This is a genomic window from Methylophaga sp. UBA2012 (assembly GCF_002335235.1).
Lineage (GTDB): Bacteria > Pseudomonadota > Gammaproteobacteria > Nitrosococcales > Methylophagaceae > Methylophaga > Methylophaga thalassica.
This window is the reverse complement of record NZ_DDCG01000009.1, coordinates 67,424-87,978: the sequence shown is the minus strand read 5'-3', so window position 1 is coordinate 87,978 and position 20,555 is coordinate 67,424. Positions and strand designations below refer to the sequence as shown.

Annotated in this window: 17 protein-coding genes; 3 read left to right on the top strand and 14 right to left on the bottom strand. The window is 42.2% G+C overall.

Annotated elements, in window-relative coordinates; all coding sequences use genetic code 11:
- Positions 1-264: 264 nt before the first annotated feature.
- The 3 genes from B2248_RS07375 to B2248_RS07365 all read right to left on the bottom strand — a co-directional run bounded on the left by B2248_RS07375 (position 265) and on the right by B2248_RS07365 (position 4,369).
- Complete coding sequence (locus tag B2248_RS07375; protein ID WP_273180367.1) at positions 265-1,452, bottom strand: YbfB/YjiJ family MFS transporter; 1,188 nt, start codon at positions 1,450-1,452, stop codon at positions 265-267.
- A 136-nt stretch (positions 1,453-1,588) separates the two neighbouring features.
- On the bottom strand, positions 1,589-2,095 hold the full coding sequence (locus B2248_RS07370; protein ID WP_273180365.1) for an SRPBCC family protein: 507 nt from the start codon (positions 2,093-2,095) through the stop codon (positions 1,589-1,591).
- A 90-nt stretch (positions 2,096-2,185) separates the two neighbouring features.
- Positions 2,186-4,369: a CHASE domain-containing protein gene (locus B2248_RS07365; RefSeq protein WP_273180363.1), complete on the bottom strand. Its 2,184-nt coding sequence runs from the start codon at positions 4,367-4,369 to the stop codon at positions 2,186-2,188.
- A 90-nt stretch (positions 4,370-4,459) separates the two neighbouring features.
- On the opposite strand from B2248_RS07365, the gene B2248_RS07360 reads away from it, so the two are divergent.
- Complete coding sequence (locus B2248_RS07360) at positions 4,460-5,065, top strand: response regulator transcription factor (RefSeq protein ID WP_273180361.1); 606 nt, start codon at positions 4,460-4,462, stop codon at positions 5,063-5,065.
- Positions 5,066-5,096: 31 nt separating this feature from the next.
- Here B2248_RS07360 and B2248_RS07355 read toward each other — a convergent pair whose 3' ends face one another.
- The 11 genes from B2248_RS07355 to B2248_RS07305 form a co-directional block, all read right to left on the bottom strand.
- The gene (locus B2248_RS07355) at positions 5,097-5,285 is read right to left on the bottom strand and encodes a hypothetical protein (RefSeq protein ID WP_273180360.1); all 189 of its coding nucleotides are present in this window, start codon (positions 5,283-5,285) and stop codon (positions 5,097-5,099) included.
- A 17-nt stretch (positions 5,286-5,302) separates the two neighbouring features.
- Positions 5,303-6,718: a cytochrome-c oxidase, cbb3-type subunit I gene (gene ccoN, locus B2248_RS07350; protein ID WP_273180359.1), complete on the bottom strand. Its 1,416-nt coding sequence runs from the start codon at positions 6,716-6,718 to the stop codon at positions 5,303-5,305.
- A 27-nt stretch (positions 6,719-6,745) separates the two neighbouring features.
- The gene (locus tag B2248_RS07345) at positions 6,746-7,267 is read right to left on the bottom strand and encodes a DUF934 domain-containing protein (RefSeq protein ID WP_273180358.1); all 522 of its coding nucleotides are present in this window, start codon (positions 7,265-7,267) and stop codon (positions 6,746-6,748) included.
- Complete coding sequence (locus B2248_RS07340; protein WP_273180357.1) at positions 7,267-8,931, bottom strand: nitrite/sulfite reductase; 1,665 nt, start codon at positions 8,929-8,931, stop codon at positions 7,267-7,269. Before B2248_RS07340 ends, B2248_RS07345 begins: the two co-directional genes overlap by 1 nt.
- 29 nt (positions 8,932-8,960) lie before the next feature.
- Complete coding sequence (gene ccoG / locus B2248_RS07335) at positions 8,961-10,379, bottom strand: cytochrome c oxidase accessory protein CcoG (protein WP_273180355.1); 1,419 nt, start codon at positions 10,377-10,379, stop codon at positions 8,961-8,963.
- Between the two features lie 50 nt (positions 10,380-10,429).
- On the bottom strand, positions 10,430-11,821 hold the full coding sequence (locus tag B2248_RS07330; protein ID WP_286722618.1) for a PLP-dependent aminotransferase family protein: 1,392 nt from the start codon (positions 11,819-11,821) through the stop codon (positions 10,430-10,432).
- A gap of 194 nt (positions 11,822-12,015) precedes the next feature.
- Positions 12,016-12,318, bottom strand: a complete 303-nt coding sequence (locus B2248_RS07325) for a DUF1840 domain-containing protein (protein ID WP_273180352.1) — start codon at positions 12,316-12,318, stop codon at positions 12,016-12,018.
- Between the two features lie 104 nt (positions 12,319-12,422).
- Entirely contained in the window at positions 12,423-14,651 is a 2,229-nt protein-coding gene (locus B2248_RS07320; protein ID WP_273180351.1) for an EAL domain-containing protein, read from the bottom strand.
- Positions 14,648-14,986 carry a hypothetical protein gene (locus B2248_RS07315; protein ID WP_273180350.1) on the bottom strand — a complete coding sequence of 113 codons (339 nt, stop codon included), beginning with the start codon at positions 14,984-14,986 and terminating at the stop codon, positions 14,648-14,650. Before B2248_RS07315 ends, B2248_RS07320 begins: the two co-directional genes overlap by 4 nt.
- Positions 14,987-15,387: 401 nt before the next feature.
- Positions 15,388-16,764, bottom strand: a complete 1,377-nt coding sequence (gene trkA / locus B2248_RS07310; protein WP_273180349.1) for a Trk system potassium transporter TrkA — start codon at positions 16,762-16,764, stop codon at positions 15,388-15,390.
- A 16-nt stretch (positions 16,765-16,780) separates the two neighbouring features.
- Positions 16,781-18,226, bottom strand: coding sequence for a TrkH family potassium uptake protein (locus tag B2248_RS07305; RefSeq protein WP_273180348.1), 1,446 nt, complete (start codon positions 18,224-18,226; stop codon positions 16,781-16,783).
- Between the two features lie 157 nt (positions 18,227-18,383).
- On the opposite strand from B2248_RS07305, the gene B2248_RS07300 reads away from it, so the two are divergent.
- Both B2248_RS07300 and B2248_RS07295 read left to right on the top strand, forming a co-directional pair.
- Positions 18,384-19,859, top strand: a complete 1,476-nt coding sequence (locus B2248_RS07300; RefSeq protein ID WP_273180347.1) for a sensor histidine kinase — start codon at positions 18,384-18,386, stop codon at positions 19,857-19,859.
- Entirely contained in the window at positions 19,859-20,548 is a 690-nt protein-coding gene (locus B2248_RS07295) for a response regulator (RefSeq protein WP_273180346.1), read from the top strand. The genes B2248_RS07300 and B2248_RS07295 overlap by 1 nt, the downstream gene beginning before the upstream one ends.
- Positions 20,549-20,555 lie beyond the last annotated feature (7 nt).

The following is a 20,555-nucleotide window of genomic DNA, read 5'->3' as shown; positions in this document are numbered from 1 at the left end:
AAAGCACTCACAAGTGGACGACATAAATTTAGAATAAAAAATTGAATGTACTTTTGTGAGTGCTCTCCATTGCGAGCGATTGAGTTTAGATAAAATTAACTTAACTCACAACATGTGATCCGCTGCTATTTTGAATTAATGCACAAAATAAATTTATCATGGCCCAATCTATCCACATTATTTATCACCCTATTTCTTAGCGACCAAAGACGTCGATAGCAGACTATCGGGCCTGCTACTAAAACATTTCACGACGGTTTTTGATTAATCCAGGTTCACGGTGACAAATTTTTCACGCTTGACGGCAATAAGAAAAACCATTCCAGCCACCATAATCATCGCGGTCAACATCAAATCAAGATTGTAATTACCATTATGGCTGGCCAGATAGCCCGCTGCGGCTGGAGCTATGATTTGGGCGATACCGTAACAAATTGTTAAACGCGCCATGGCTTTTGCCGGGTTTTTTGGAAACTTGTGACCGATAAAGGTCAGCATCAAACTTACAATGCCGGTGAAGGTACAACCAAAGATTGCGGCAGCAATCAGGTTGGCTAGTAATGAATCTGAAAATACCGGGATCAGAATCGCCACCGTCTGTAGAACATAAGTGAGCAATAAGGTATTGATCTCCCCTGCTTTATTGGCGGCTTTATCCCACAAAAAACAGGCAGGTGCCGCTGCAAGTCCTAGCACCACCCAAATCCAGTCACCCTTACCGGCTAACTGCGGCATATTTTCAAGTATAGCGACGATAAAGGTGGCACTGACTACATAACCGACTCCAGCACAGGCATAAGCCAAGATAAGTTTTATCATCCAGCTGCGGGGTGGCTCAGCTAGCGTTTGCGAGGCTTTGTGCTGTGTTGAAAGTGGTGGTGGTATCCATAACCAGGCAGGTATAAAAAATACGATGCCAAACAGTCCCATCAGGATCCATTGACTATCCCAGGCAAAAAAGCGGTTCATCAACACTACGGCTGTTCCCGGTATCGCTATACCGAGGCCAAGCCCCATAAAATGTAATCCAAGTTCTGGTTTTAACTGGTGATGCTTCAGCCAGCTCAATACAAAGCCTGAGGATAATATGACGCCAGCGGTTCCACTCACTCCAGCAATGAACCGTAATACAACCCAGCCATACAACTCGGTAGTCATGCCCATTGCGATGGTGGACAGCACGGCAACTAACAAACAACACTGGTAAAAACGAAACTTAAATGACAGGTTATTGGTGAATGACACCAATAACACCCCCATCAGATAACCAATATAATTGAAGGTGGCCAACCAACCGCTATTGACCAGTGATAAATCTGTCTGCTTAAGCATCAATGGCAGAAATGGTGTGTAGGTAAAACGAGCGATGCCCACTGTCAAAATCACTGCGCAAATACCAGCCGTGATGACTTTTATTCGCTGAACTTGTATCACTGATGGTATCTGCGTCATGTACATTTCATTAAAATGAATAAACAGCGTGCATGGTATCACTTGCTGAGGTCATCATGACTAGCTAGAAAAAATAAAGACGCTGGGATGCAATAGCTTCCCAGAGTCTTAAACAAAGCAAAACGGACTTATGGAATTATTGAGCAAAATCTTTTTGTAATTGGTTTAAGCCACCTTCATAAACGCCTGTTATTGCGTCAATCGCGGCTTGATCATCAGCACCATTCGCATCAAACGATGAACTCCAGCGAACATTCGCTTTACCCTCGCCTGCACTGCTAACAGTAATCGTCGACTCATAGTTTTTGACAGGAAGTGGTGAAGCCATAATCGCATAAGAATAGCTGGTATCAGCATCTGAATAGGCCGTTAGTTTCTCTGTGATAGTTGCGCCATTTCCCAGGCTTAATAGACGTTCAGCACCCGGCTGGTTATTTTGGCCGGTCTTGATTTCACTCATCACCACAACTGGATGCCAGACATCCAGACCATTAAAGTTACCTACCATTTTCCATACTGTGGCAGGATTAGCATTCACGGTAATCTGCTTATCAACCGATAAAGCACCTGCTGCAAGGCTGGATAAACTGGTCAACATGATTGCCGCAGTCAATGCGGTTTTTAAAACTGTGCGTGTAGTCATTCTCTCTTCCTTCTTATATTTTTGAGGAAGTATGATTATTTCAGCCAATACGATTTAACACTATTCTCCTGATGGACTAGTCCGATCGAACTAAGTAACGTTATTTCGTAACCACAGATATAAAGATTCAGGCTTAACAGGTTTGATAAGAACATCAAACATAGTGGCTTGCCTAATGGTTTGTTCCCGTTCCATAGAAGCTGTCACCATCAATGTGGGGATGGTTTGTTTGTAGAAATTGCTTATCAACCGGCTCAACTCAATCCCATTGTCTCCAGCTAAATAATAATCAGCCAAAATGACATCTGGCTTTAGAGGTGATGCCTGTAGATATTTCTGCAGAGTGGCTTTATCTGCAAAGCTCTGACAGTCACAATCCCAGCTTTCCAGCAGCTGTTGCATACCATATCGAGTGTCAGCATCATCCTCAATTAACCAGATAGTGAGGTGCAATGGTTCAAATGACGCAGGTTGCATTACGCTGCTGTTCATAGCAACGGCATTGTCAGCATATGGCACATCAATGTAAAACAGGCTGCCTTTACCTGCTATTGAATCAAAAGCAAAATTTAAATTGAGGCTTTTCGCTGTTTTACTCACAATCGACAAACCCAGTCCTAAGCCTTTATCCACCATTTTACGGGCTTCTTCCTCCCTATAAAAAGCCTGATAAATATGCTGTTGTGCCTGCGGTTTGATGCCAATACCTGAGTCGAGCACACAAATACGGATAAATTGAATATGGCGTCGGCATCCAATAATGACGCGACCTTTGGCTGTATAGCGAATCGCATTACTCAGCAGGTTTCTCAGCATGCGTTCAAGTAAGTTAGCGTCTGTTTTAATGACTGCTGAGCTATAGATATAGTGAAATTCAAGCCCTTTATCTTCTGCCACCACCTCAAATTCAACAAATAACTTATCTAACAGCTTGCTGACAGGAAAAACATCAGTCTGGATAGTGAGTTTACCTGCATCCAACTGACTCAAGTCCAGCAAAGCACCAAACATGGTATTCATATTATCAACAGCAGAATGGATTTTTCCTGACAGTACTTTTTGTTGTTCGCTACTCTGACTTTGAGCTAATAACTCCGTTAGCAATCCGATGGTATGAAGCGGTTGTCTGAGATCATGGCTGGCAGCACGTAATAAGTTGGACTTGGCTTCATTAGCTTCGTCAGCCAATTGTTTTAACTGTTTCTGTATATCCAACTGCTGATGGGTGCCAGCAAGATGGCTGCTCATCTCTGTTAATTGCTGGGTTCTTAATAAAGCCAGAAAGAGATAAACAGACAGTAAACTAGTGATTAATGTGCCGGCAATCAGACCAACATAAGGAATAAGTGACTCTGAAGCCCGGTGTGAACTGACATCAGGAAAAACACTGATAAGCCATTGTTTATCAGCTACTTGCAATGGAAACGTCCAGTGCAAATCTTTACTTTTTCTTAACTGAGTAACACTGGATAATATCGTATTTTTGTTATAAAGCAATTGTTGGCTGTTTGTACTACCATCGTATAAAGCCAAGCCGACATCATCATTATCAAACACATCGCCAAACATCCCTTTAAAGTCATACAAGCCGACCACATAACCTAATAGGTTTTGCTCTTGGTCAAATAAGGGGTGAAATGCCTGAAAGCCATATAAGTGTTGTTGTTGATAAAAAATGGAAACACGATCGGTAATGGCTGTTTTGTGTGTATTGCTTGCTTTACTCATTACATGTTGACGGGTAGCCACTGCAGCTAAATTAAGGCCATATCGCAGATCAGTGCCTAAGGGAGGATAGACTGCCCGCACAGGAAAGTAGACGGTATGTTCATTAACGGGTTTCGGCATGCCATGTCCAGTAACCTCATAAACGTGATAATCGCTTATCCCCTCGGCACGAACGTGTTCCTCAAAAACAGCTAGTGCTTGCTCAGTCACTTTAGGCACCCAGGCTAAACCACGTGTGCCGGCATGGTAATGTGTTTCCGTATCAAATATACGTTCTAGCTGAGCAGTACTGATGTCCCCCTTGGCTTGGTATAAATCAGCGACATTTCCCAGTGAGTCGAGTGAAATATCAATATTGGTTTGGATTTGTTCGATATGAGACCTTACATTTTTTTCTGTTTCCAGAAACAGTCGTTGTTGGGTGATTTTTTGCAGCTCTAGAAAACCGAGCAATGAAAATGACAGACCACATAACATGACCACCACTGCCCAAATTGCAATAGTTCGGGCGCGTTTTGGTAAGAACCACTTTTGATGCGTATTCATGGCAATGTGATTAGGTCATATCAAGGAGACAACAAAATAAGGTCATGCGATACTTTGCCATAGAACAAAAAGGAATGATAAATAAACATCATGAAATTGCTGATTGCTGATGACCATGAGCTTTATCGTGACGCCTTAGTCATGCTGATAACGCAACATTTTTCCGAATATAGCTGTACTGAGGCGACGAGTTTTGATGAGTTGATTCAACGAATACAAACTGAACAAGACTGGTCAGCGTTCATTGTTGATTTACACATGCCCGGCCTGAATTTCGTTGCAGGTATTAAACAGATTAAGACACATTTTCCAGACGTTCCCCTAATTGTCATTACCTCTTCAGATAATCCTGAAGACACTCAGAGCGCGATGGCTGCAGGTGCTTTAGGTTACATCCTTAAATCAATGAAAAATGAGGAAATTATCCAAGCTTTAACCTTGATATTAAACCATGGCATTTCGATTCACCCGGCCATCCCCAGTGAAGCCGTTTCAAACAACACCTTTGACTTTACACCTCGTCAGCAAGAAGTATTTGCCATGATGTCAAAAGGTGCTTCAAATAAACGTATTGCCTTGGATATGGGCTTAAGTGAAAGTACCGTTAAAATTCATGTCCGCGCTATTTTGAATACACTTCAAGTCTCAAACCGAACTGAAGCGGTATTGAAAGCTAAACAATATTTAGATACATAAAAAAAGCCCCACATCCAGTGGGGCTCTTATTTCAGCTGTCGTCATGCATTAAATGATGTCGGTGAGACTCAAGTTCTGCTTTATACCTGGGATGAAAAACCCGGTAATACGTTATGCCTATCGCAATCGCTAATAAAACGCTCATACAGGTTGCCAACCAGTCTGAAGCCGTCATTGCAGCAATATCCATTGCAAAAAATTCACCAATAAACCATTTCATTATTGACTCCTTATCGCTTATGAAGTGGCTGACTGAATAACAGGTTTATTTTGTCTAACCGCTTGACGAATAGTGACCGTCACGTTGAACAGCATAACAACAGCACCAAGGAAAAAGACCAAACCACCCACAGCACGCATGGCGTAATAAGGATGCATCTGTGCGACTGATTCCACAAAGGTATACGCTAAATTGCCGTAATCATCATAAGCACGCCACATCAAACCTTGCATAATGCCTGACACCCACATAGCTGTGATGTAGATAACGGTACCGATGGTCGCCATCCAGAAATGGGTGTTTACCAGTTTGGTTGAATACAAAGGCACTCGCCATAGTTTTTCGACCATATGATAGATAGCACCGATAGATACCATGGCAACCCAACCCAGTGCTCCCGCATGAACGTGCCCAATCGTCCAGTCTGTATAGTGAGATAAGGCATTAACCGTTTTAGACGACATAACTGGGCCTTCAAATGTCGACATGGCATAAAAAGCCAATGACACAATCAGGAACCGTAAAATATAGTCTGTACGCAGTTTGTCCCAGGCACCACTTAAGGTAAACATGCCGTTAATCGCTCCACCCCATGAAGGAATAATCATGGCCAGGGAAATAGCCGCACCCAGTGATCCAGTCCAGTCAGGTAACGCGGTGTATTGAAGATGGTGAGCTCCTAACCAGACGTAACCAAACACCAACGCCCAGAAGTGAATAACCGACAAACGATAAGAATAAATCGGACGATTAGCCTGTTTAGGTACAAAGTAATACATGATGGCAAGAAAGCCTGCTGTCAGGAAAAAGCCAACGGCATTGTGGCCCCACCACCATTGAATCATCGCATCCTGAACACCGGCAAAAATAGAATAGGATTTCCATAGTTCCACTGGAATAGACAGGCTATTGACGACATGTAAATAAATAATCGCAATCATCATCGCCAGATAAAACCAGTTAGCCACATAGATATGTGAGATACGACGAATGGCGATAGTCATAATAAAGTTAAAAGTAAAAGCCAACCAGACAACTGTGATTAATACGTCCAGAGGCCACTCCATCTCAGCATATTCTTTTGACTGGGTATAACCCAATGGCAGCGTGATAAACATGCCGATAATGACAACATTCCAGCCCCAGAAAGTGAACCAGGCCAGTTTATTACTCCATAAAGCGACACTGCATGTGCGTTGAACAACATAATAGGCTGTCGCCATTAATGTGCTGCCGGCAAAAGCAAAAATCACCGTATTGGTATGAACAGGCCGCAGCCGTCCAAAACTCAGGTAAGGATTATCAAAATTTAATACCGGCCAGGCAAGCTCAGAGGCGATCCATACACCTACACCAGTGCCGATCACCAAATAAATGCACGCCATGACCGTAAAAAACTTCACAATATCGTAATTATAGGGTTTTGTTTCCATTTTATACCTCTCTGTGTTTTGCCCTATTCAGCGAATATCCTGGCGTCGTCTAAACAGAGGTTCAGGATTTAATACTGAACCAGCGTACATCGTGCTAATACCAGAAATGCCCTTAATCGCATCAAACACATCTTTATCCTCTCTGACAGCAAAACTATCGAAACCACAACGATGCATATGGCTGAGTTGATCCCGTAATACATCACCTGTCGCTCGCAACTCTCCCTTCCACTTCAGTCGTGTTCGTAACTCTACTGCCTGGCTATAGGCCCGACCATCAGTAAATTTAGGAAAATCGAGTGCGATAAGCTCCAGCTGTTCCAGCCAGGGTGATAAGGTATAAATATCGGCATCATTCTGCAGCCACACGGCTTTTGCTCTGTTAGCTGGCTGATGTTCAACAGACTCGACCCACAGGCTAAACGGTAAGATCAATTTTTCATGCTCGGAATGTTGATCAATATCTTCCAATTCTTTGATCAAAATCCAATTATCATGCTCGATAATCAGAGGCTGCTCGGTATCACGAAGGCAAATAATATTTTTCATTAATTCATCTCCGCTGTTTGGTAAACACGTTCTTTGAAAGGCGGGATTCCAATACGATCAACTGTGTCACTGAAGCTCTCATCCTGCTCTCTGTATTCAAGAAAGACATTGATAAGCGTGTCGATAACATCTGGCACATCATCCGCCAGAAATGATGGCCCAATCACTTTGCCCAAACGTGCATTTTTGCCTTGATCACCGCCGATGGTAATTTGATACCACTCCACACCATTCTTATCGACACCCAAAATGCCAATATTGCCAATATGGTGATGGGCACAGGCGTTCATGCAACCAGAAATATTCAAACTCAGTGAGCCAATATCATGTAGATAATCTAAATCTGAAAAGCGTTGCTGTATTGCCGCAGCAATTGGGATAGATTTTGCGTTTGCCAGCGAGCAGTAATCAGCACCCGGGCAGGTAATCATGTCTGTTAGCAGGCCAATATTAGGTGCAGCGAGATTTTCTGACTGAAGAGCAGTCCATAAAACAAAGAGATCGGCTTTTTTTATTGAAGGTAGTACCAGATTCTGCTCATGGGTGACCCGAATTTCTGCAAAGCCATATTGTTCTGCCATATCAGCAACAGCACGCATTTGATGTGATGTCACGTCGCCTGGCGGTGTTGCAGGGCCAGGTTTGGTCGAAATCACAACTGAAGCATAATCTGAGTGTTTATGTTCATGTGTATTCCGTTTAATCCAATTGGCAAAGGCATTATTTTCACTCAGTAGATATACATATTCTTTGCTATCTGTTGCCTCATAAGAGTCAATACCAAATTGTCTGGCAACACGCTGAAACTCATCTTGCGTTAACTGAGCTGGTCCCCCTTTCAGGTTCTGCCATTCCTTTTCCACTTCAGCGGCAAAAGCTTCTATACCGAGACTCTTCACCAAAATCTTGATGCGGGCTTTATATTTATTATCACGTCGGCCATGACGGTTATACACACGCAGTACGGCTTCCAGATAGGTCAGCATTTCCTGCCATGGCAGATCGGTTTTTAATAACTCACTGATGATCGGTGTACGACCTAGCCCACCACCGGCCATCACTTTAACTTTGATTTGTTCATCATCAGCATCACGATAAAGATATAGACCTATATCATGCGTTCTTACTGCAGCACGGTCTTCGGTTGAGGAAGACACAGCAATTTTAAATTTGCGTGGTAAAAACAGGAATTCAGGATTAATCGTCGACCACTGACGAATAATTTCTGCGTATGGCCTTGGATCAACCACTTCGTCAGCTGAAACACCCGCAAACGCTTCCGTGGTGACATTTCTGACACAGTTGCCTGAAGTCTGAATAGCATGCATTTCGACATCAGCCAGTTTCTGCAGGATATCAGGCACTTGCTCTAGCGTTATCCAGTTGAACTGAATGTTTTGACGTGTAGTGAAATGGCCATACCCCTTATCAAACTGATCGGCAATATCCGCTAGAGTGCGTAGTTGATTTGCAGACAAAGTGCCGTAAGGAATCGCCACACGTAGCATGTAAGCATGCTTTTGTAAGTAGAGACCATTTTGTAATCTCAGTGGCATAAACTCTTCATCAGACAACGCGCCATTGATATATCTATTCACTTGATCACGGAATTGTCTGACACGCTCTAAAACGAGCGCTTTATCATAAGAATCATACTGATACATAACTAACCTTTTGTAATATCTAACCTAAATTAAGGGGCAATAAACACCGCTTTATAACGGTTACTGATGGCTGAACTCCCTTCACTCGTGGCGACAAAGTGAAATTCATGCAAGCCCGATGAGGTCGTATCCGAAGGTAATCTGACTAAGGCTGTGACAGGGACGATTTTACCTGGCTGTATCGTAATGCCCTGCTCTAAACCAACTACGCTGGCTGATGGCAAACCTTCAATGTGATAGTTCACAACGAGTGGCTGATCTGTTTTATTCAGCAGTTTTAAGGTGTATTTATTTTGAATGTCACCATTACTCATTTGTATATACAAAGGTCTTCTTTCGTGAACCACATTAAATTCCGTGGGTTCAAAATGAGTAAATCCATAGCCGACACCAATAATAGAAAATGCCATGATCAAACTGTAAACAATGACTCGAGGACGTTTCCAAAGGCTGACTTTAGGTTGACCTTGGTGAAGCTCTTTATGAGATGCGTAACGAATAAGGCCTCTTGGCTCATTGATTTTATCCATGATGCTGTCACAGGCATCAATACATAAACCACAGGTGATACAGCCTTCTTGCTGACCTTTTCTTATATCAATACCAGTGGGACATACAGCAACACACAATTTACAATCAATACACGAGCCTTTATTAGCCTCTTGCACACCAGAGCGTGATAACTTACCTCTTGGTTCACCGCGAACAGCATCATAAGCTGGTAAAACCGTTTCCTGGTCATACATCACCCCCTGCAGACGTGCATACGGACATAACCAGAAACACACTTGTTCACGCATAAAGCCAGCAAACCAATATGTGAAAAAAGTAAATATGCCCATGGCTACCCAAACTGGTGTGGCTGCCTGAAGAGAGAAAATATCGCCCCATAACTGATAGGCATCGGTAAACCAGGCTGAAAATGAGATGCCAGTAAGGATGGCAATCACTAACCACACAATATGTTTGCCGAGCTTTCGAATAGCTTTATTTGCCGTCAAGGGAGCGGCATTAAATTTACGCTGTTTCTGTGGCGTATTGCCTTCAAACTGGCTTTCGATAAAGGTAAATACATCAGTCCATACGGTCTGGAAACAGAAATAACCACAAAAGACACGACCGGCAATACTGGTGGCAGCAGCCAATAAGATGGCGAAGAACAATAACGTCAAAGACAGTACCCAGATATCCTGCGGGTATAAAGTCAAACCAAATAAGTGAAATTGTTGTTTAGGAATATCAAGTAAAACAGCTTGATGCCCATCCCAACGCAAGTAAGGGCCGAGAAAGTAGATTAGCCAGACAGACATGCCAAAGTTTTTTAATGTCCTGAATCGGCCTTTCATTCGCTTGGCAATGACATTCTCACCCTCACCGGTATGTACTTCCCAGTCGGATAAGGCATCATAAACTTCAACCTTAATGGGTATTTCTGATAGTTTGCTCATCACAGGAACTCCTCTGTGGCTAAATGCTGAAAACGAGTATGTTTTTTTAGTTATACGATGGTTTTTGAACGAATTAATCCTGGCCGGTATAAATCCGACAACAGCGTTAACCCTTGATTTAATGACTCATAGTCACTGCTGGCCCCGAGTGATATTCGAACGGCCTGACTACGACTTCGGAACATGACAAATGCCGTTGAAGGCACAATAGAAACCCCTATCCTGCTTGCTTGTTCGGCAAAATCTAATGCTTTGTATCCATGTGGCATTCTCAACCAAAGATGCGGTGAGGCGGGATGAGAGGCAATATCACTTTGCTGAAAAATTGACTGAGCTAATGACTGTCTTCTGATATTTTCAGTCTTAATCGCCTGAGTGATCTCATCAATTTTGTGATGCCTGATCCAGTGTGAAACAACGGCCGTCATCAATGGTGGTGCCATTAAATGACTGATTCGCATTTCTTCCGTCAGCCCCAATGCATCATTAATATTGGGTGAGGCGACATAAGCAACACGTAAAGATGGGCTGAGACATTTTGAGATTGTGGCGATATGCCAGGTGCGATCACTTGCCATGTTGTAGAGTGACGGCAGTTTTTCATCGATAAACTGGTAATAGGGATCATCTTCAATAATGGTCAGATCATATTGATTTGCTAAGAAAATTAACGACTCTCTACGCTGTACAGACAAGGTCGCTGTTGTGGGATTATCAATATTGGGGATGACATACAAAACATCGATTGTTTGTTTCGCACATTGTAGTTGTAGCTGTTCTGGAATGATTCCCTGCTCATCCATACTGATACCGACAACGTCCAGTTGTAACTGCTCGGCCATCGCTCTCAATCCGGGATAGGAAAACTCTGGAGCAGCTATGGTTTTGGCGCCTTTACGTTTGAGATAACTCAACAAACAAAACAAAGCGCTGTGAGCACCACTTGAAATCAAGAGTTGATCGCTATTTAAACCTGTAAGTTTCGATGATAGCCATTGCTGACCTGCTTCACGATCATCCGGATGACCGGCTGTTTCCTGATAGCAAAGGTGATGTGATGCAGAAATACCGGATTGACTAAGCTCGCTGATAGCTTCGGAAATTTTTTTCTCAAGATTCAGTCCGCTCGGAATGGGCGGGTTGTTCATGCTTAAATCCAGCGGTTTGCCTTCAATAAGCTGAGATGAGTTGTAATGAGAGAACGTGGTTTGAGCGATAAAGCAGCCATTTCCCCTCTGTGTTTCAACCAGACCTCTTCTGGCGGCCTCATTAATCGCTCTTGTGACCGTCGTCAAATCGACAGAGAGTGCATCAGCGATTAGTCTCTGTGCAGGCAAACGATCACCGGGTTTCAATAAGCGGTTTTTTATATCCGCTTCAATAGCATCCACGATACCGATGTATTTAACCCGGGCATTTGTATCAATTCTTGGTGACCACATAGACATCATCTACTCCACTGCCATTTGCCGTACAATTTGGAGTAGATGCTATGCTTCACTATCTTTGTATGCAATAAAAACATACAAAATAAGTTATTGTATGGATTGTTATTTTTTTAATTACATACAATCAGGTCTTTTTGATGGCATTTGAATGTTGTGCTTGCGCAAAAAAGCGTGTTTAACGCTTACACTCATTCCCACATCACATCAGCGTTGGCATTAACTGCTGCTTGTAGAAGCTCAATCAACGGCAAAGCGCGTTTTGTAATGGGTATATGAGAGTTCTCTTCATCATCACTATCATCGTCTTGCCCATCCCTCGCTTTGGCTTCGGTGACGGCATGTTCTAAACGCTGTAGATAATCTGATACATCGTCAGCGACAATAGCCCCTGGAACCGTACCGCTATGCCCCATAAGTTTCAGTAAATGAATGGCAACATCGCCAAACATGGTGATATCGGCATACGGTTTAGTTTTAAATGTGACAATCATGAGATCTCCCGTCGTCTGTTGCACAATAAGCAACATGTTACGTTGAATTAAGCGGTGATGTATAAAAGATTATGAAGCGGGTGTAAGCGTATCAGCCAGCCACTTTATTCATAAATATAACGAATTTCATTTGCAGGCAAAGGGGCACAGAAATAATAGCCTTGCAGCACCACTTCATAGTCATTATCTTTAAAGAAGGCAAGTTGCTCTTCGGTTTCGACGCCTTCTACAACGACTTCTAATTTGAGTTGTTTTGCCATCGCAATGATCGCGGTGACGATGGCAGCATCATTGTCATCGTTCACGAGATCATCAATAAACGATTTATCAATTTTTAACGCATGGATAGGAAATTTTTTGATGTAACTGAGTGATGAGTAACCGGTACCGAAATCATCAATGAATATTTTTACACCAATATTTTTAAGTTTTTCTAATATGGCGAAACTCTCATTTAGATGGTGCATCATCAGGTTTTCTGTAATTTCGACTTCAAGGTATTCAGCCGGTAACTGATAACGGTCTAGAGAGGCTTCGATAAGTTCAAAAAGTTTATTTGGTTTCCCTGTATGTAAAAACTGTCTGGCAGATAAATTCACTGAGATGTGTGCAGGAAAGCCTGAATCCAACCACTGTTTGGCTTGTTCGCAGGCTTTATCAATCACCCACTCACCTATAGAGACGATCAGACCGCTTTTCTCAGCAATAGGAATAAATATTGACGGAGAAATATCTCCATGTTCAACACTATGCCAGCGAAGCAATGCTTCAAATCCCACCGTATCACCAGTGACAATGTCTATTTTTGGTTGGTAATAGAGTTCTAGTTCATTATCAACAATGGCACGACGAAGACGGTTTTCTAACTCAAAATGATTTTGTACAGAGCTATTCATATCATCGCTAAAGAAATGATATTGGTTTTTACCGAGTGCTTTAGCATGACGAAGTGCGTTATCCGCATCTGATAAGGCCTGATCAACACTCTCTATACCATCATTAAAAAAGGCGATACCGATACTGATAGATACATATACTTCGTGCTCACCGATAATGAAAGGCGCGTGAAAACTGCTGATAATATTTTCTGCAATATTCGCTGCATCAACAGGCTCGTTAATGTAGGTCATCAGCACGACAAACTCATCACCGGCAAAGCGTGTTAGAGTGTCATTTTTACTCAAACTTTCAGGTAATCGTTTAGCCACTGCTGATAAAAGCTCATCACCTACCAAGTGTCCTAGTGAGTCGTTGACTCTTTTAAAGTCATCTAAATCAATAAATAACAGTGCTTGAGAGAGTTTTTTCTGAGCAGCGAGCTTGACAGCTTGCTGAAGCCTATCTGTTAATAATGATCGATTGGGTAAGCCAGTTAACGCATCAAAATAAGCTAAATAATCTAAATCGTGTCTTGCCTTTTCAACTTGCTCAAGTTTTTGTGCGTTATCCAGTGCTAGAGACAAAGTATGAGCAAAACTTAAGGCAAATAATTCATCATTTTTATCAAATTGCTGACCTGATAGCTTTTCGCTTAGCAGAATATAACCAAAGGTATGAGCGTCACGTCTAATAGGCACAAGTAAAACTGAAGAGAGATTATGCTGCCCTTCTTGGCATTCGGCACATAATTCATTCAGTAGTTGCGGTTTATTTGGCAGGATATTTTTGTGTAGTGACAAGCATTGATGAAATATGGATAACTGTTCAGCAGTAAAACCAATACCTGTTGTGTCAGTAATTGAATAATTGTTATCTATAAGCTGAACTGATGCAGAATGGCATTGAACAATTTTTGCTAGCGCTTTGATACCTTGGAATTTCACTTCTGGCTCAGCAGAAATTGTCGCTAGACAAGCTAATAAGTCACGAGAACGATGATGAAGTTCTTCCAGACGGTTTGACCATGAAAGCAACTGTTCATGCTCTTCTTCAATCTGTTCAAGTGAAGTATGAGATTCTTTGAGGAGATGCTGTTTTCTATTGACGATTCGTTCAAATATTCCTGAACGAGTGATAACGCCAGTAAAACGATCATCTTCAATAACCGGTAATAAATCCTGACCATTGATATCTAACATGGCCAGACTTTGTTCTATTGGTGTTTCAGGCGTGACAAAAATATTAGATGATCTGTTACACAAATCAGCGAATATCCAGTCAGGATGTTTTGATACTTCCTGAAGTGTCACCAGGCCACAAAACTTGCCGCTATGAGGAGATTCACTAAAAACGGCGAAGATCGTATTCTTATCAATCTTTCTTGGTCGCTCTTCATCCAGTACGTACTGAATCGAATCCGTTTGTAAACAATCCCTTGCAAATAGCGTATTCATTTTATTCTTGATAAATGCACATCAATACTAAGTTCGATATGTAGTACTTCGTCTGAACCTAGCAGTGATTTTGTATGAGTCAGAACAAAATCCATTAATTGCTCTTTACTGATTCTCCTTAATAAGGACTGACGAATCAAGATATCACCGATGACATCATCATCCACTTCGATATGTTCGTAAGGAGTTTTTACCAGCAGATCCAAAGCCCGTTTCATTGCAATACAACCTATTGGTGCATCTTTGCCCATAACAAGCATATCTTTCAGGGGAGGCATTTTATATTCACTGATTCTAGCTGAGATATAGGAACCTGACTCTGAGCTTAATGACATCCTTTTCCTCTTCTTTATAAGGTTAATGATTGATGAAACTTATTTATCGAGACTTGGAACTCGGACCTATTAAAAACAGATTTATTTATTAATTGCAAATAATCGTAAAAGCAAAAATATGCATAATGCATACGCATTTCAAATCGAAATTTTTAAATTTTGATTTAAGCTATTGAAAATAATTCGATAGTCAGTGATTTTATTGCGCTGTCATAAAACGACTGCGTTTTAAGAAGACGGTAAATCATCATAATATAAACCTTACATTGCAACTGCTAACCGCCGCGCTATCTCTCAACTGTAATACATTAAAATTCTACCGTTAAAAAAAGAATAACAGACCTAGGAATTTTTCCTTTGATCGTAGAATACGTGAAACAGTTGGCACAAATTCAGGCTGACTACATTAAGTAATTAAAATCGACCTGGAATAACTTCTCAACGGCCATGATATCGCGCTGGTTTGATATAAAGATGATCAAGTGATCATCTGGTGCAATCACTAATGACTTATCTGAGAACAATACTTCACCTTCACGCAAAATTGCTGCCACAGAAGCACTGGGTGGCAGTTTGATTTGCTCGATATGCCGGCCAACCACTTTTGATGTATTAAAATCACCATGAGCGATGACCTCTATAGCTTCAGCGGCCCCCTGTCTAAGTGAGTGCACTGTCACCACATCACCTTTACGAATATGTGTTAGCAGACTACCAATTGTGATTTGTGCCGGCGAAATAGCCAAATCAATACTGGTGCCGCTGACAAGCTCGACATGACTCGCCTTGCCGATGATCGAAATGACTTTCCGCGCTCCCATGCGTTTGGCAAGCATGGCAGAAAGAATATTTACTTCATCATCATTTGTGACGGCACAAAATACATCTATCTTGCTGATATTCTCTTCTTTTAATAAGTTGGCATCGCCCGCATCACCGTGCAAAACAACCGTCTTTTTCAAATCCTCAGCGATAAAACGTGCACGCTTGGCGTCAGACTCAACAATTTTTATTTTGTGATTAGATTCAATTCGTTTGGCAAGTTGACGACCGATATTACCGCCACCGGCGATCAGGATACGTTCATAGGTTTTGTATGCATGACGAAATACTTTAACCAGTTTAGAAATATGATGAGTCAGTGCTAAAAAGAAAATCTCATCACCGGGCTGTAGTGCCACTTTGCCTGTAGCTTGAATAACTTCGTTATTTCTGAAAATAGCAGCAACTCGCATTTTTATATCCGGCAAAATATCAAGTAACTTGCTGATGGGCTGGCCCGCCATCGGGCTTTCATCACTGACTTCTACCGCAACGAGTTGCGCCTTGCCATCAAAAAATTCCACTACCTGTAATACTTCAGGTTGATCAATTAAGCGTTGAAGATAAGCGGTAACTAATTGTTCCGGACTGATAATGACGTCAATAGCGAATGCTTCAGGTGAAAATAAGGCAGGATATTCAACATAATCAGAAGCACGAATTCGTGCCAGTTTTTTGGGGGTTTTAAATAAAGCACTGGCCACCTGACAAGCGACCATATTAATTTCGTCATTCTGCGTGACGGCGATTAACATGTCGGCATCTTCAATGCCTGCTGTTACTAATGTTTCCGGAGATGAGGCATGTCCATTAACCGCACGGATGTCCAGGCGATCCTGAATACGTTCGAGTAAGTAACTGTCAGTATCAACGACAGTGACATCATTACCTTCATTAACCAGACTCTCAGCCGTTGAGCTACCAACCTGGCCCGCACCCAAAATAATAATTTTCATCGTTTTTCCTCTGCTTTTAATGACGCCAATAAGCGGGAATAAATAAAATCAGCAAGGTAAAGATTTCCAATCGACCTGCTAACATTCCGAAGACCCCAAGCCACTTCACCACGTCATTCACACTGACAAAGTTAACGGCCACCTCGCCCAGCCCTGGTCCCAATAGATTAATGGTGGCGACCACGGCCCCAAATGCACTTTCCAAGTCTAATCCTGCCGCCATCATCGCGACGGTCAGGAATAGCGATGTGACGATATACAACACATAAAAGCCCCAGACTGAATACAACACTTCTTCTGAGACGGCTCTTTCACCTTGTTTCACAACGACAACGGCGCGGGGGTGGGCCAGATGAAATAACTGTCTTAAGCCCAGCTTGGCTAATAACATTACCCGCATCACTTTTACGCCCCCCGCTGTCGAACCGGCACAGCCACCAGTAAATGACAAAATCACCATGATCAACGGAATATGCAATGGCCAGCTGGCAAAGGTAGCGGTACCAAATCCGGTACTGGTCAGTACCGAGGCAACCTGGAAAGCCGCATAACGCAGAGACTCTGTAACAGAGCCATAAGCATTTGACAGGTAAAGACTTGCTGCAACAAATAAGCTGGCAAATAAAAACACTAAACCATAGGTTCTGACTTCAGGATCTTTAGCATAAGGAGAAAGCAGTTTCTTTCTGAAAACAATGAAATGCACAGCAAAGTTAACGCCACCTGCCAGCATAAAAACAATCGCGATCAGTTCAATAAGTGGGCTGTTATAAAAACCAAGGCTGTCATCATGGGTTGAGAAACCACCGGTTGCTACAGTAGTGAAAGCATGGCCAACCGCATCAAAAACAGTCATGCCAGCTAAGTAATAAGCAACACCACACAGGCTTGTCAGAATCAGGTAAATAATCCATAAAGAACGTGCTGTTTCAGCAATTCTGGGGGTGAGCTTTTCATCCTTTGCAACCCCAGATGTTTCAGCTCGATAAAGCTGCATGCCACCGACACCGAGTAACGGCATAATCGCTACCGCAAGTACGATAATCCCCATACCACCAAGCCATTGTATTTGCTGTCTGTGATACAAAATTGACTGCGGTAATTGATCCAGGCCAGTAATAACCGTTGCCCCGGTTGTGGTAAAGCCGGATATTGATTCAAATACGGCATCGGTCAAATCCAGATGCAAACCAAAAAGAAACGGTAAGGCACCGACCAATCCTAATAAAATCCAAAACAACGTCACCACAAGAAAACCATCTCTAACCGAAAGCTCTTGTCGCTGATTTCGGTTCAGCTGCCACAATACCAGTCCGATAACGATGACAGATAACATGGATAGCAAGAAGACATTCAGTTCGCCATCCTGATAATAGAGCGATACTATGATGGATGGCACGAAGTTCAGACTATAAAACATCAATAAGATACCAAATAGTCTTAGAATGGCTCGCCAATGCATAGATTAACTATCCTCAATTTGTATGACTAACTGTGAAAAGAAACGACAGCAATGAAAAATAAACATTACTTAAGCGCTTCTGAACTGCATTATGCCTTGCAGTATTAATCACATTGTAAAAATAATATAAAAATCACCTAAACAATCGATAGATAACGTGTTCAATATAACTAAAACGACTTCTCTGCTGACAGGATATTGGCTTGCTACATTAACTGTTATCGGTATTAGTCTTATCACCGAGTTGTTGACGCCTTGGTTACCTCATACCAGCTTATTACTGCTGTTTATGGCTGGCATTGTATTTATTTCTGCCAAAACAGCATTGGGGCCGGCCATCTTTGCCAGTGCACTGAGTTTTACCGTGTTCAACTTCTTTTTTACCGAACCATTTTTTACGCTTGATATCACTCACCGCCATGATTTTGCGACCTTACTTTTATTTATCTCTGTCAGTTTGATTACCGGAAATTTGGCCTCGAAAATGCGTCTGGCAATTACAGATTCAAAGCAGGCGTTTGATCGTCAGCATCGTTTTTTTTCTTTTAGTCAGAAAATGACATCTGCCGCCACAAGTCAGGAGGTGATGAGCAGGTTGAAACATGCCATTGTTCAAACAACATCCACACCTTTTTGTTTTATTAACAGACATCAACAACAGTTCATCTGCACCCCATCGACATTATCAGTACCCGATGATGCAATACTCGAGAGCATCTGGCGGCATGAGAATACGTATTTGCAGCAGATAAAAGGTCAGTTTTTCAGTTTAAGATCGGCCGATAAAACACTGGCACTTATCTATGTGACCAAACAATTATCTGAATCGCAATCTGCTGCCCTCCATACCTTTTCCAATCTGGCGGCATTGGCCTTAGAGCGAACTTTACTGGCTGAAGATTTAGAAAAAACCCGGCTGATATCTGAAACAGAACAATTACGCTCTGCACTATTGTCTTCCGTTTCGCATGACCTTAGGACTCCGCTTTCCTCCATCATTGGCTCAGCTTCAAGCTTACTTGAATATCAAGAAAAACTGTCTCAACAGGATCAACGGCAACTGCTGACCACCATTCTTGATGAGTCACAACGACTGGATCGACATATTCAGAACTTATTAGATATGACACGATTTGGCCAGGGCAAAGTCACATTAAAACGTGACTGGGTCGATATTAAAGACATCACCGCAGGTGCTTTATATCGGCTTCGTGATGAATTGGATAAGCGACATATTGAAATCGATATCCAGGACAATATGCCAATCATCTGGGTACATGGTCTGCTCATTGAACAAGCACTAGTGAATATTCTCGATAATGCGGCGAGAGTAACGCCGATCGGGGGACAAATCCATTTAGCAGCCAGACTAACAACAAGCTGCATTGAAATCGATATTTCTGATAACGGTCCGGGTATTGCCGATCAAGAAAAAGAAAAAATCTTTGATATGTTTTACAGCGTAGCCCATGGTGATTCCCAAACCAAAACAGGCACAGGATTGGGTTTGGCTATATCGAAAGGGATGATTGCCGCACATGGCGGTAATATTAACGTGTTAGATAATCCATCTGGTGGCACAATCATGCATGTCACCCTGCCCAAACATCCTGTCGTCTATGGCCCGGAATAATGAACATCGCAGCCAAAACTATTCTTATCATTGAAGATGAAGCCCAGATCAGACAGTTCCTCAGAATCAGTCTGGAAGCACAATCACACACAGTTGTTATAGCAACAAATGCTTCAGAAGGACTTGAGTTAGCAAGCAAGCAGCCTGTTGACCTCATCATTCTCGACTTAGGTTTGCCAGACAGAGATGGTCAACAAGTCATCAAAGAACTGAGAAAGCGTTCTCAAATCCCTATCATCGTTTTATCAGTCAGAGCCAGCGAAGATGAAAAAGTCAGGGCACTTGATGCGGGTGCCAATGATTACGTTACCAAACCTTTTGGTATCAGTGAATTAATGGCAAGGGTTCGCGCACTGATTCGGATTAATGATAATCAACCCAGCACTCAAGCCAGAATACAGTTTGATAATTTAACAATTGATACTCAAAGCCATGAAGTCTGGTTAGACAATGAAGCTATCCATTTGTCTCGTAAGGAGTTTGAACTGTTGTATCAGCTCACAGTAACGCCGGGACGGATTCTTACGCATCAGCAATTACTTAAAATTATTTGGGGAGAGCACTTTGTCAGTGAAACGCATTATCTGCGAATTCTGGTGGGTCATCTTCGCCAAAAACTGAATGATGATCCTATGCAGCCCCGTTTTATTATTACCGTGCAAGGGATTGGTTATCGATTCAAATACTAAACTATTT

Excerpts from the sequence above, each read along its gene's own strand:
- B2248_RS07375 (WP_273180367.1), bottom strand. The coding sequence starts at position 1,452 with ATGACGCAGATACCATCAGTGATACAAGTTCAGCGAATAAAAGTCATC.
- B2248_RS07370 (WP_273180365.1), bottom strand. The coding sequence starts at position 2,095 with ATGACTACACGCACAGTTTTAAAAACCGCATTGACTGCGGCAATCATG.
- B2248_RS07365 (WP_273180363.1), bottom strand. The coding sequence starts at position 4,369 with ATGAATACGCATCAAAAGTGGTTCTTACCAAAACGCGCCCGAACTATT.
- B2248_RS07360 (WP_273180361.1), top strand. The coding sequence starts at position 4,460 with ATGAAATTGCTGATTGCTGATGACCATGAGCTTTATCGTGACGCCTTA.
- B2248_RS07355 (WP_273180360.1), bottom strand. The coding sequence starts at position 5,285 with ATGAAATGGTTTATTGGTGAATTTTTTGCAATGGATATTGCTGCAATG.
- ccoN (WP_273180359.1), bottom strand. The coding sequence starts at position 6,718 with ATGGAAACAAAACCCTATAATTACGATATTGTGAAGTTTTTTACGGTC.
- B2248_RS07345 (WP_273180358.1), bottom strand. The coding sequence starts at position 7,267 with ATGAAAAATATTATTTGCCTTCGTGATACCGAGCAGCCTCTGATTATC.
- B2248_RS07340 (WP_273180357.1), bottom strand. The coding sequence starts at position 8,931 with ATGTATCAGTATGATTCTTATGATAAAGCGCTCGTTTTAGAGCGTGTC.
- ccoG (WP_273180355.1), bottom strand. The coding sequence starts at position 10,379 with ATGAGCAAACTATCAGAAATACCCATTAAGGTTGAAGTTTATGATGCC.
- B2248_RS07330 (WP_286722618.1), bottom strand. The coding sequence starts at position 11,821 with ATGTGGTCACCAAGAATTGATACAAATGCCCGGGTTAAATACATCGGT.
- B2248_RS07325 (WP_273180352.1), bottom strand. The coding sequence starts at position 12,318 with ATGATTGTCACATTTAAAACTAAACCGTATGCCGATATCACCATGTTT.
- B2248_RS07320 (WP_273180351.1), bottom strand. The coding sequence starts at position 14,651 with ATGAATACGCTATTTGCAAGGGATTGTTTACAAACGGATTCGATTCAG.
- B2248_RS07315 (WP_273180350.1), bottom strand. The coding sequence starts at position 14,986 with ATGTCATTAAGCTCAGAGTCAGGTTCCTATATCTCAGCTAGAATCAGT.
- trkA (WP_273180349.1), bottom strand. The coding sequence starts at position 16,764 with ATGAAAATTATTATTTTGGGTGCGGGCCAGGTTGGTAGCTCAACGGCT.
- B2248_RS07305 (WP_273180348.1), bottom strand. The coding sequence starts at position 18,226 with ATGCATTGGCGAGCCATTCTAAGACTATTTGGTATCTTATTGATGTTT.
- B2248_RS07295 (WP_273180346.1), top strand. The coding sequence starts at position 19,859 with ATGAACATCGCAGCCAAAACTATTCTTATCATTGAAGATGAAGCCCAG.